Raw genomic sequence first — 12,883 nt, forward strand, 5'->3', positions numbered from 1 at the left:
GCACCGGCAGCTGCCGCGGCACCCGTGGCCGCCGCACCCGCGCCCACGGCGGGAAACTACGCCGGCCAGGCCGACATCGAGTGCGAGGTGCTGGTGCTCGGCGCCGGCCCCGGCGGCTATTCGGCCGCTTTCCGCAGCGCCGATCTCGGCATGAAGACCGTGCTGGTCGAACGCTTTGCCACGCTCGGCGGCGTGTGCCTCAACGTCGGCTGCATCCCGTCGAAGGCGCTGCTGCACACGGCCGGCGTGATGGACGAGGTGAAGCTGCTTGCCAGACACGGCATCAAGTACACCGCGCCCGAAGTCGACATCGACGCGCTGCGCGACTTCAAGGATGGCGTCGTCAGGAAGCTCACCGGCGGCCTGGCCGGCATGGCCAAGGCGCGCAAGGTCGAGGTCGTCACCGGCGTCGGCAGCTTCCTCGACGCCTACCACGTCGAGGTGGCGGCCGAGGGCGGCGCGAAGAAGGTGGTGAAGTTCGCCAAGGCCATCATCGCCGCGGGCTCGCAGGCCGTGAAGCTGCCCTTCATGCCCGAGGACGAACGCGTCGTCGACTCCACCGGTGCGCTGCTGCTCAAGGCAATTCCGAAGCGCATGCTGGTGGTCGGCGGCGGCATCATCGGCCTCGAGATGGCCACGGTGTATTCGACGCTGGGCACGCGCATCGATGTGGTCGAGATGCTCGACGGCCTGATGCAGGGCGCCGACCGCGACCTCGTCAAGGTGTGGGAGAAGGTCAACGCGACGCGCTTCGACAACGTGATGCTCGAGACCAAGACCGTGGGCGCCAAGGCGACGAAGGCCGGCATCGAGGTCAGCTTCGAAGGCGCGAAGGCACCGAAGCAGCCGCAGGTCTACGACCTCGTGCTCGTGGCCGTGGGCCGCAGTCCCAACGGCAAGAAGATCGGCGCCGACAAGGCCGGCGTGGCCGTCACCGAGCGCGGCTTCATCGACGTCGACAAGCAGATGCGCACCAACGTGCCGCACATCTTCGCCATCGGCGACATCGTCGGCCAGCCCATGCTCGCGCACAAGGCCGTGCACGAGGCGCATGTGGCGGCCGAGGCGGCCCATGGCGAGGCTTCGTTCTTCGATGCCAGGCAGATTCCCTCGGTCGCCTACACCGACCCCGAAGTGGCATGGGCCGGCAAGACCGAGGAGGAGTGCAAGGCCGAGGGCCTGAAGGTCGGCAAGGCCGTGTTTCCGTGGGCCGCATCGGGCCGCGCCATCGCCAACGGGCGCGACGAGGGCTTCACCAAGCTGCTGTTCGACGAGGCCACGCACCGCATCGTCGGCGGCGGCATCGTCGGCACGCATGCGGGCGACCTGATCAGCGAGCTGTGCCTGGCCATCGAGATGGGCTGCGAGCCCGGCGACATCGGCAAGACCATCCACCCGCATCCGACACTCGGTGAATCCATCGGCATGGCGGCCGAGCTGTTCGAAGGGCATTGCACCGACCTGCCCCCGGTGAAGAAGAAGTAGGCCGCCCGCCATGCCGCTCACACTGGCTTTCGAGGCCCTGGGATCGGGGCCTCCGGTGGTGATCCTGCACGGCCTGTTCGGCGCGGGACGCAACTGGACGCAGGTCGCGCAGGCGCTGGCCTCCGGCCATCGCGTCTACCTGCCCGACGCCCGCAACCACGGCGCCTCGCCGTGGGCCGGGTCGATGTCGTACGCCGAGATGGCGGGCGACGTGCGCGCGCTGATCGAGCGCGAGCAGCTGCAGCGGCCCTTCGTGATCGGCCACAGCATGGGCGGCAAGACGGCGATGGCCCTCGCGCTCTCGCACCCGCAAGCCATCGGCGGCATCGCCGTGATCGACATCGCGCCCGAGAGCTACACCCACCAGTTCTCGTCGTACGTGTCGGCCATGCGCAGCCTCGACGTGGCCGGCGCAGCCGGCCGTCGCGAGATCCACCAGGCGCTGGCCGACAGCCTCAGCGCCGAAGCCCCGGTCGACGTCCTGATGCAGAGCCTGCGCCGGCAGCACGACCGCTTCGACTGGCGGCTCAACCTGCTCGCCACCGGCCTGTGCATGCGCGAGCTCTGCGGCTTTCCCGAAGCGCTGCGCGACGCGCGCTACGGCGGACCGGCGCTGTTCATCCACGGCGCCGAGTCCGACTACGTGCCGCCTTCGTCGCTCGCCGGCATCCGTGCGCTGTTCCCGCGTGCGGCGACCGAGCGCATCGCCGATGCCGGCCACTGGGTGCATGCCGACCAGCCCGCGGCGCTGCTGCGCGGACTGCGCGGCTGGCTGGCCGACGCCTGCGCGGCCGCCCCTCATTGACATCCCCACGGAGAAACCATGTCCGACAACCTGCGCGAAGCCGCCCTCGACTACCACCGCTATCCCACGCCCGGCAAGATCTCGGTGAACCCGACCAAGCCGATGGCCACCCAACGCGACCTCGCGCTCGCCTACTCGCCCGGCGTGGCCGACGCCTGCATGGAGATCGTGCGCGACCCGGCCGAGGCCATGAATCTCACCTCGCGCGCCAACCTGGTGGCGGTCATCACCAACGGAACGGCGGTGCTGGGCCTGGGCAACATCGGCCCGCTGGCCGGCAAGCCGGTGATGGAAGGCAAGGGCTGCCTGTTCAAGAAATTCGCCGGCATCGACGTGTTCGACATCGAGCTCGACGAGACCGACCCCGATGCGCTGATCGACACCATCGCGCGCATGGAGCCCACCTTCGGCGGCATCAACCTCGAAGACATCAAGGCGCCCGAGTGCTTCTACATCGAGAAGAAGCTGCGCGAGCGCATGAAGATCCCGGTCTTCCACGACGACCAGCACGGCACCGCCATTGTCGCGGCCGCCGCCATCCTCAATGCGCTGCGCCATGTGAACAAGGACATCCGAGAGGTGAAGCTGGTGGCCTCGGGCGCCGGCGCGGCGGCACTGGCCTGCCTCGACCTGATCGTGAGCCTCGGCTTGCCGATGCACAACATCTACGTGTCGGACAGTGCGGGCGTGGTCTACACCGGCCGCAAGGAGCAGATGGATCCGAACAAGGCCCGCTATGCGCAGGACAGCTCGGCGCGCACGCTGGCCGACGTGATCGGCGGCGCCGACATCTTCCTCGGCCTGTCGGCCGGCGGCGTGCTCAAGCCGGAGATGGTGAAGGAGATGGGGCGCGATCCGATCATCCTCGCCATGGCCAACCCGACGCCGGAGATCCTGCCGGAAGACGCGCTGGCCGTGCGCCCCGACGCCATCCTCGGCACCGGCCGGTCGGACTATCCGAACCAGGTCAACAACGTGCTGTGTTTCCCGTTCATCTTCCGCGGCGCGCTCGACGTCGGCGCGACCACGATCAACGAAGTGATGAAGCTCGCCGCCGTGCGCGCCATCGCCGAGCTCGCGCATGCCGAGATCCCCGAAGTGGTGGCGCAGGCCTATGGCGCGCTCGGCCTGCGTTTCGGCCGCGACTACCTGATCCCCAAGCCATTCGACCCGCGCCTGATCGAGGCGGTCGCGCCCGCGGTGGCGCAGGCCGCGGCCGACAGCGGCGTGGCCACACGGCCGATCGCCGACATGAAGGCCTACCGCCAGCGCCTGTCGCAGTTCGTCTATCAGTCGGGCAGCAGCATGCAGCCGCTGTTCGCAGCCGCCAAGCAGTCGCCCAAGCGCGTGGTCTACGCCGAGGGCGAGGACGAGCGCGTGCTGCGCGCCGCGCAGGTGGTGGTGGACGAAGGCCTGGCGCGGCCGCTGCTGCTGGGCCGCCCCGAGGTGATCGCCGAGCGCATCGCACAGTACGGCCTGCGCCTTGCGCCGGGCACCGACTGCGAGGCTGTCGACCTGCTCGACCCCGCCGTGCACGGCGACGCCGCCGAGGCCTACTACCAGCTCAAGCGCCGCGACGGCGTCTCGCGCCTGGTGGCGCAGACCGAGATGCGCAGCCGCGGCACGCTGCTCGCGGCGATGCTGGTGCGCCAGGGCCGGGCCGACGCCATGCTGTGCGGCACATTGGGTGGCTACGGCGACCACCTGCGTCATGTGCGCGACGTGATCGGCCTGCGCCCGGGCACGAAGACCATGGCCGCCATGCAGATGCTGATGCTGCCGGGACGCCAGCTCTTCATCTGCGACACGCACGTCAACCGCGACCCCGATGCGGCGCAGATCGCCGAGATCACATTGCTGGCGGCCGAAGAGGTGCGCCGCTTCGGCGTGACGCCGAGTGTGGCGCTGCTGTCGCACTCGAATTTCGGCGGCTCGAACGCGGCCTCGGCCCTGAAGATGCGCGAGGCGCTCGCGCTCATCAAGGCGAGCGATCCGCAGCTCGCGGTGGAGGGCGAGATGCGCGGCGACGCGGCGCTGTCCAAGTCGATCCTCGACCACGAGTTCCCGGACTCGGCGCTGGACACCGAAGCCAATGTGCTCATCATGCCCAACGTCGACGCGGCCAACATCTCCTACAACCTGCTGCGCATGGCGGCCGGCAGCGGCATCACGGTGGGCGGAATCCTGCTGGGCGCGGCACGCTCGGTGCACATCCTCACGCCGTCGTCCACCGTGCGCCGCATCGTCAACATGACGGCGCTGGCGGTGGTCGACGCCAACTCGCAACGCGGCGCGGCACCATTCGAAAGCCTTGCGCAGCAGGCCCATTCCGCCTGTGTCTGAAATTTTCAAGGAGACATCCGTGGACCACCAACCCGTATCCAAGCCTTTGTACAAGTCGCTCTACTTCCAGGTCATCACGGCCATCGTGATCGGGGTGCTGCTGGGCCATTTCTATCCCGACACCGGCGCGGCGATGAAGCCGCTGGGCGACGGCTTCATCAAGCTCATCAAGATGATCATCGCGCCGATCATCTTCTGCACGGTGGTGGTCGGCATCGCCGGCATGGAGGACATGAAGAAGGTCGGCAAGACCGGCGGCCTGGCGCTGCTGTACTTCGAGGTCGTCAGCAGCATCGCGCTCCTGGTGGGCCTGGTGATCATCAACGTCGTGCAGCCCGGCCGCGGCATGAACATCGATGCGAGCACGCTCGACACCAAGGCCATCGCCGCCTACACCGGGCCGGGCAAGATGACCTCGACCACCGAGTTCCTGCTCAACATCATTCCCAACACCGTGGTCGATGCCTTCGCCAAGGGCGAGATCCTGCAGGTGCTGCTGATCGCGGTGATGTTCGGCTTTGCGCTGCACAAGTTCGGCGGGCGCGGTACGCTGGTGTTCGATGTGATCGAGAAGGGCTCGCACGTGCTCTTCGGCATCGTCGGCTACATCATGAAGGTGGCCCCGATCGGCGCCTTCGGCGCCATGGCCTTCACCATCGGCAAGTACGGCGTGGGTTCGCTGGTGTCGCTGGGCCAGCTGATGGCGACCTTCTATGCCACCTGCCTGTTCTTCATCTTCGTGGTCCTCGGGGGCATCGCACGTTTCCACGGCTTCAGCATCTGGAAGTTCATCAAGTACATCAAGGAAGAGCTGCTGATCGTGCTGGGCACCTCGTCGAGCGAGGCCGCGCTGCCGCGCATGATGGCCAAGATGGAGAACCTGGGCGCCAAAAAATCGGTGGTCGGCCTGGTCATTCCCACGGGCTACTCGTTCAACCTCGACGGCACCTCGATCTACCTGACGATGGCGGCGGTGTTCATCGCGCAGGCCACCAACACGCCGATGTCGCTGACCCAGCAGATCACGCTGCTGCTGGTGCTGCTGCTCACGTCGAAAGGCGCCGCGGGCGTCACGGGCAGCGGCTTCATCGTGCTGGCCGCAACGCTGTCGGCGGTGGGCCATGTGCCGGTGGCGGGCCTGGCGCTGATCCTGGGCATCGACCGCTTCATGTCGGAAGCGCGCGCGCTCACCAATCTGATCGGCAACGGCGTGGCCACGCTGGTGGTCGCCAAGTGGACCGGCGACCTCGACACCGGCCGCCTGACGCGGCAACTGAACCAGGAAAGCGCTGCCGAGGCGGACGAGCCCGAGCAGGTGCTCGACACGGTCGTGGCGCGCATGCCCGCGGGCTCGACGCACTGAGCGCACCGCGCACAGTCCTCTCATAGCCGCACTCCATGAGCACTCCTGATTCCAGACACCGCGTCGTCATCGTCGGCGGCGGTGCCGGCGGGTTGGAACTGGCGACGCGCCTGGGCGATTCGCTCGGCAAGCGCGGCCAGGCGGAGATCACGCTGGTCGACAAGCACCGCACCCACGTGTGGAAGCCCAAGCTGCACGAGATCGCCTCGGGCAGCATGGACATGAGTGCGCACGAGGTCGACTACCTCGCGCAGGCGCACTGGCACCGCTTCCGCTTCCGGCTCGGCGAGCTGACCGGCATCGACCGCCAGCGGCGCGAGGTGCACGTCGCGCCCTACATGGACGACGAGGGCCGGCTGGTCACGCCCGCGCGCGCCTTCGGCTACGACACGCTGGTGGTCGCCATCGGCAGCCTCAGCAACGATTTCGGCACGCCCGGCGTGCGCGAGCACGCGCTGCGGCTCGAGTCGAAGGCCGACGCGCAGCGCTTTCACCAGCGCATGGTCAACGCCTGCATCCGCGCGCATGCGCAGACCACGCCGCTGCGGCCCGAGCAGCTGCATGTGGCGATCATCGGCGCAGGCGCCACCGGCGTGGAGCTGGCGGCCGAGCTGCACCGCACCACGCGCGAGGTCGTGGCCTACGGGCTGGACCGCGTGGACGCCGAGAAGGACATCCAGGTCAGTGTGATCGAGGCCGCCGACCGCGTGCTGCCCGCGCTGCCGCCGCGCTTGTCGGCCGCCACCGAGGCGCTGCTGCGCAAGCTGGGCGTGGACGTGCACACCGCGGCCAAGGTGGCCGAGGTGCTGCCCGAGGGCGTGCGCCTGGCCGACGGACGCACGCTGCCGGCCGAGCTGGTGGTGTGGGCCGCGGGCGTGAAGGCGGCCGATTTCATGAAGGACATCGCGGGGCTCGAAACCAACCGCAGCAACCAGCTCGCGGTGCTGCCGACGCTGCAGACCACGCGCGATGCCGACATCTTCGCCATCGGCGACTGCGCGGCCTGCGACTGGCCCGGGGCCAACGGCGGCAAGGGCGGCCTGGTGCCGCCGCGCGCGCAGGCGGCGCACCAGCAGGCCTCGCACGTCGCCGCGCAGATCCGCCGGCGCATGGCGAGCAAGGCGCTCAAGCCCTACCGCTACCGCGATTTCGGCTCGCTGGTGTCGCTCGGTGAATTCAGCACCGTGGGCAACATGATGGGTGGCCTCATCGGCGGCAGCCTGATGATCGAGGGCAGCTTCGCGCGCCTCATGTACGTGTCGCTCTACAAGATGCACGAGCTGGCGCTGCATGGCGTCGTCAAGGTCTCACTCGACACGCTGGCCCGCCTCATCACGCGGCGCACCGAACCCCACGTCAAGCTGCATTGAGCAGGCAAGGCCGTGCCCCGACCCTTGCTGCCATTCCATTCGCATCAACCCAAGGAGACTCTCATGTCAGACGATATCGTGATCGTGGCCGCGCAACGCACGGCGGTCGGCAAGTTCGGCGGCGCGCTCGCCGGCACGGCCGCGCCCGAGCTGGGCGCGCATGTGGTGAAGGGTCTGCTCGCCAAGGCCGGCGTGCCGGGCGATGCGGTGTCCGAGGTGATCATGGGCCAGGTGCTGGCGGCCGGCGCGGGCCAGAATCCGGCGCGCCAGACGGTCATCAAGGCGGGGCTGCCGGTCGGCGTGCCGGGCCTCACCATCAACAAGGTCTGCGGCTCGGGCCTGAAGGCCGTGATGCTGGCGGCGCAGGCCGTGAAGTGCGGCGACGCCGAGATCGTGGTGGCCGGCGGCCAGGAGAACATGAGCGCCGCAGCGCACGTGCTGCCCAATTCGCGCAACGGCCAGCGCATGGGCGACTGGAAGCTGGTCGACACCATGATCGTGGACGGCCTGTGGGACGTCTACAACCAGTACCACATGGGCACCACGGCCGAGAACGTGGCGAAGAAGTACGGCATCACGCGCGAGATGCAGGACGCGCTGGCGCTGGCCTCGCAGCAGAAAGCGGCGGCCGCGCAGGACGCGGGGCGCTTCGACGACGAGATCCTGCCCTTCGGCATCGCGCAGAAGAAGGGCGACCCGATCGTCTTCGCGGCCGACGAGTTCGTGAACCGCAAGACCAACGCCGATGCGCTCGCCGGCCTGCGTCCGGCCTTCGACAAGACCGGCTCGGTGACGGCCGGCAATGCCTCGGGCCTGAACGACGGCGCGGCCGCGGTGCTGGTGATGTCGGCCTCGCGCGCCGCCGCGCTCGGACTGCAGCCGCTGGCGGTGATCCGCGCCTACGCGAGCGCGGGGCTGGACCCGTCGCTGATGGGCATGGGCCCGGTTCCCGCTTCACGGCTGGCGCTGAAGAAGGCCGGCTGGAAGGCGCAGGACCTCGACCTGATGGAGATCAACGAAGCCTTCGCGGCGCAGGCCTGCGCGGTCAATCGCGAGATGGACTGGGACACCAGCCGCATCAACGTCAACGGCGGCGCCATCGCCATCGGCCATCCGATCGGCGCCTCGGGCTGCCGCGTGCTGGTGACGCTGCTGCACGAGATGCGCCGCCGCGGCGCCCACAAGGGCCTGGCCTCGCTGTGCATCGGCGGCGGCATGGGCGTGGCGATGGCCGTCGAGCGGGCATAGGTTCACCCCCCAGTCTTCGCGCACTTCGTGTCGCTTCGCCAACCCGCTTCCGGGGGCGACACCAGCGGCCCGGCAAAGCCGGTTCCGCGCTATCCCCCGATTGGACCGCGACAGTTTCGTGCAGCACAGGGGATCGAACGGAATCTTTTTTCATTTCACGACGAGGAGCAAGCCAATGAGCAACAAACAACACGTGGTTCTGGTCACCGGCGGCATGGGCGGCCTGGGCGAGACGATCTCCACCAAGATGGTCGATGCGGGCTACCGGCTCGCGGTGACCTATTCGCCGGGCAACAAGTCGCACGCCGAGTGGGTGGCGCAGATGGCGCAGCGCGGCTACGATATTCTGGCAGTGCCTTGCGACGTGGCGGACTACGATTCGTGCGCCCGCGCCGTGTCCGAAGTGCAGGAGCGGCTGGGCCCGGTCGACGTGCTGGTCAACAACGCCGGCATCACGCGCGACATGACCTTCAAGAAGATGGACCGCGTCAACTGGGACGCGGTACTGCGCACCAACCTCGACAGCCTGTTCAACATGAGCAAGCAGGTCGCCGACGGCATGGTGGACCGCGGCTGGGGCCGGATCATCAACGTGTCGTCGGTGAATGGTTCGAAGGGCGCGTTCGGCCAGACCAACTATTCGGCCGCCAAGGCCGGTGTGCATGGCTTCACCAAGGCGCTGGCGCTCGAGGTGGCGAAGAAGGGCGTCACCGTGAACACCATCTCGCCGGGCTACATCGGCACCAAGATGGTCACGGCCATTCCGAAGGAAGTGCTCGACAGCAAGATCCTGCCGCACATCCCCGTGGGCCGTCTCGGCAAGCCCGAGGAAGTGGCGGGCCTGATCATCTACCTCGCCTCGGAAGAGGCGGCGTTCGTGACCGGCGCCAACATCGCCATCAACGGCGGCCAGCACATGCAATGAGCGGCCGGTCTTCCGCGGCAAGACCGGCCAACTGCGCCATGCCTGAGCAGACACGGGGCCTGTCTGAAACGACCCGTGACACGCGCCACCGGGCAGCCACTGATGCGGCCCGTGCGCTCTTGTGCAATAACGGGTTCATGACTTCACGGGAGCCGGCCCGGCGCTTCGATTTGCCTTCCGACACGCAAAGACGCTGGCGCGGCTTGCCGCGCTGGTGCGGCGCGCTGGCGCTGGTGGCCCTGGCCGCCTTCGCCGGCCATCATCTCGCCATGCAGAACGGCCTGGCGCGGCTGCGCGAGGCGGGCGACCACCGGCTCGATATGCTGGCGACCGGGCTCGACGCCGACCTGGCCCGTTTCGAGTATCTGCCCGCGCTGCTGGAGATGACGCCCATCGTCCCGGCGCTGCTCGGCACGCCTTCCGATGCGGCGCTGCGCGACGCGGTCAACCGCTACCTCGACGGCGTCAACGCCGCTGCGGGCGCGGAGATGCTCTATGTGCTCGATGCCACCGGCACCTCGCTGGCGGCCTCCGACTGGGACCGGCCCGGCACCACCGTCGGCCAGGACCTGTCGTTCCGCCCCTACGTGATCGATGCGCTGGGGCAGGGGCGGGGCCGTTTCTACGGCGTCGGCATCACCAGCCGCAAGCCCGGCTACTACCTCTCCTACGCCCTGCGCCGCGGCCAGCCCACGCGCGGCGTAGTGGCCGTCAAGGTCAACCTCGAGGGGGCCGAGCGCGGCTGGCGCAAGCTGCCGGGCGACGTGGCGCTGATCGACCAGCGTGGCGTGGTGATCCTCGCCACCCGCGATGACCTGAAGTTCCGGCCGCTGTCGCCGCTCGACGCATTGCAGCGGGCCGAGGTGCAGCGTTCGCGCCCCTACGGGGAGGCCGGCCTGCAGCCGTTGCAATGGACGCAGAAGGAGGCGTTGGCGCGCGACGTGCAGATCATCGCGCTCGACGGCGTGGACCAGCTCGCCTCGACGCGTTCGCTGCGCGGCGCGCCGTGGCAGTTGGTGGTGCTCGACGACCTGGCGCCGGTGCGCGTGGGCGCGCGCAACGCGGCCATCACCGCGAGCCTGGCGATGGCGGTGCTGCTGCTGATCGTCGTCACGCTGTGGCAGCGCCGCCGGGCCGTGCGGCAGAAGCTGGCCAGCCAGGCCGCGCTGCAGGCGGCGTACGACACCCTCGAATCGACTGTGGTCGCGCGCACCGCGCAACTGCGCGCCGCCCAGGGCGAGCTGGTGCATGCCGGCAAGATGGCGGCGCTGGGCCAGATGTCGGCCGGCGTGGTGCACGAACTCAACCAGCCGCTCACGGCGATGCGCACGCTCTCGGAGAGCGCCGGCATCCTGCTCGAAAAGAGCCGCTTCGACGATGTGCGCGGCAACCTGCAGCGCATCCGCGGCATGGTCGACCGCCTGGCGCGCCTGACCTCGCAGCTCAAGACCTTCGCGCACAAGAGCGAGCTGCCGCTCGCGCCGGTTCCGGTGTCGAAGGCCGTGGCCGACGCGCAGCTCATCGTCGCCGAGGCCTCGAAGAACAACGGCGTCGCCGTCGAGATCGACGTGAAGCCCGCGACCCTGAGTGTCATGGCCGAGGAGGCTGCGCTGGGCAGCGTGCTCGCCAACCTGATGCGCAACGCCATCGACGCCATGCAGGCATCGCCGCGGCGCACGCTGCGGCTCGAGGCGAGGCCGCAGGAGGGCCGCGTGATCCTGCGCGTGAGCGACACCGGGCCGGGCATTCCGCCCGACATCCTGCCGCGCCTGTTCGAGCCCTTCGTCACCAGCAAGCCGGCGGGCACCGGGTTGGGCCTGGGCCTCGTGATCTCGGCACAATTGGTGCGAGCCATGGACGGCACTCTGCGTGCCATCAACCTGCCGGAAGGCGGCGCCTGCTTCGTCGTCGACCTGCCGGCCGCCATCCAAACCATCTTTACCCCCCATCCCACAGGAGTGATCTACAAGTGAGCGAAGCCCCTGCCATCCGGGTGCTGCTGGTCGAGGACGACGAAGACGTCCGGATCAGCACGACCCAGGTGCTGACCCTGGCCGGTTTCGAGGTCGAATCCTTCGCGAGCGCCGAACGCGCACGCGGGCAGATCAGTTACGGCGTGCCGGCCATCGTGGTCTGCGACGTGCGCCTGCCGGGCCTGAGCGGCACCGAATGGCTGCTCGAACTCCACAATGCCGACGCCGAGCTGCCCGTCATCCTGGTCACCGGACACGGCCACATCGCCATGGCGGTCCAGGCCATGCGCGAGGGCGCCTACGACTTCATCGAGAAGCCTTTCAGCTCCGAACGGCTGGTGGCCATCGTGCGTCACGCCATCGAGCGGCGGCAGCTCTCGCTGCAAGTGCGCGCGCTGCGCGACGCGCTGGAGAACTGGCACGGCATCCAGTCGGTGCTGATCGGCCGCTCGGCGCAGATGCAACTGGTGCGACGCACCGTGATGACGCTGGCCGGAACCTCGGCCGACGTGCTGATCTACGGCGAGACCGGCACCGGCAAGGAACTCGTCGCCCGCTGTTTGCACGACCACAGCGAACGCCGCCGACAGCATTTCGTGCCGCTCAACTGCGGCGGCCTGCCCGAGGCGCTGGCCGAGAGCGAGCTGTTCGGCCACGAGGCCGGCGCCTTCACCAGCGCCAACCGGGTGCGCGTGGGCAAGTTCGAATACGCCAACGGCGGCACGCTTTTCCTCGACGAGATCGAGAGCATGCCGATGGCGGTGCAGATCAAGCTGCTGCGCGCGCTGCAGGAGCGCAGCATCGAACGCATCGGCTCCAACAAGGCCATTCCCTTCGACTGCCGCGTGGTGGCCGCGAGCAAGGACGACCTCAAGGAAATGAGCGACCGGCAGAAGTTCCGGGCCGATTTGTACTATCGGCTCGGCGTGGCCTTCATCGAACTGCCGCCGCTGCGCGAACGGCGCGAGGACATCCCTCTGCTGTTCGAGCATTTCACGCTGCTGGCGGCCGCGCGCTATGAGCGCGTCGCGCCGATCCTGAGCGGCGCGCAGCTGGCCGACCTGATGGCCTACGCCTGGCCCGGCAACGTGCGCGAGCTGCGCAACGTGGCCGACCGCTTCGTGCTTGGCCTGCTGGGCGAGCGCCTGACGCAGGTGCGCGGCACCACCGAAGGCATGCCGGCCTTGCCGCGCGGACTGCCGCAGCAGGTCGAGTCCTTCGAGCGGGCGGTGATCGTCGAGGCGCTGCGCAAGCACCAGGGCGACCAGCCGGCCACCGCCAGCGCGCTGGCGATCGCGCGGCAGACGCTGCACGACAAGTTGCGCAAGCTCGGTATCACGGCGGAAGAATTCAAGTCCCAGTGACTCCCCG

Annotated in this window: 9 protein-coding genes; all 9 read left to right on the forward strand. The window is 68.8% G+C overall.

The window, feature by feature from the left end; genetic code table 11:
* The coding region (lpdA, locus tag AC1DYD_RS22005; RefSeq protein ID WP_478174878.1) for a dihydrolipoyl dehydrogenase at positions 1–1,485 on the forward strand (1,485 nt) is incomplete at its 5' end.
* 10 nt (positions 1,486–1,495) lie between these two features.
* On the forward strand, positions 1,496–2,290 hold the full coding sequence (locus tag AC1DYD_RS22010; protein ID WP_478174879.1) for an alpha/beta fold hydrolase: 795 nt from the start codon (positions 1,496–1,498) through the stop codon (positions 2,288–2,290).
* A gap of 18 nt (positions 2,291–2,308) precedes the next feature.
* Positions 2,309–4,633: an NADP-dependent malic enzyme gene (locus AC1DYD_RS22015; RefSeq protein WP_478174880.1), complete on the forward strand. Its 2,325-nt coding sequence runs from the start codon at positions 2,309–2,311 to the stop codon at positions 4,631–4,633.
* Between the two features lie 19 nt (positions 4,634–4,652).
* Positions 4,653–5,996, forward strand: a complete 1,344-nt coding sequence (locus tag AC1DYD_RS22020; RefSeq protein WP_478174881.1) for a dicarboxylate/amino acid:cation symporter — start codon at positions 4,653–4,655, stop codon at positions 5,994–5,996.
* 35 nt (positions 5,997–6,031) lie between these two features.
* Positions 6,032–7,366, forward strand: coding sequence for an NAD(P)/FAD-dependent oxidoreductase (locus tag AC1DYD_RS22025; protein ID WP_478174882.1), 1,335 nt, complete (start codon positions 6,032–6,034; stop codon positions 7,364–7,366).
* A gap of 63 nt (positions 7,367–7,429) precedes the next feature.
* A complete protein-coding gene (locus AC1DYD_RS22030) occupies positions 7,430–8,614 on the forward strand; it encodes an acetyl-CoA C-acetyltransferase (RefSeq protein WP_478174883.1) in 1,185 nt (394 codons plus the stop codon).
* A 175-nt stretch (positions 8,615–8,789) separates the two neighbouring features.
* Positions 8,790–9,539 (forward strand): acetoacetyl-CoA reductase, encoded by a 750-nt coding sequence (phbB, locus tag AC1DYD_RS22035; RefSeq protein WP_478174884.1) that lies wholly within the window; start codon positions 8,790–8,792, stop codon positions 9,537–9,539.
* Between the two features lie 137 nt (positions 9,540–9,676).
* Positions 9,677–11,512 carry a sensor histidine kinase gene (locus tag AC1DYD_RS22040; RefSeq protein WP_478174885.1) on the forward strand — a complete coding sequence of 612 codons (1,836 nt, stop codon included), beginning with the start codon at positions 9,677–9,679 and terminating at the stop codon, positions 11,510–11,512.
* Positions 11,509–12,876, forward strand: a complete 1,368-nt coding sequence (locus tag AC1DYD_RS22045) for a sigma-54-dependent transcriptional regulator (RefSeq protein WP_478174886.1) — start codon at positions 11,509–11,511, stop codon at positions 12,874–12,876. The genes AC1DYD_RS22040 and AC1DYD_RS22045 overlap by 4 nt, the downstream gene beginning before the upstream one ends.
* Positions 12,877–12,883 lie beyond the last annotated feature (7 nt).

The organism is Variovorax sp. P4_B11 (assembly GCF_056402355.1).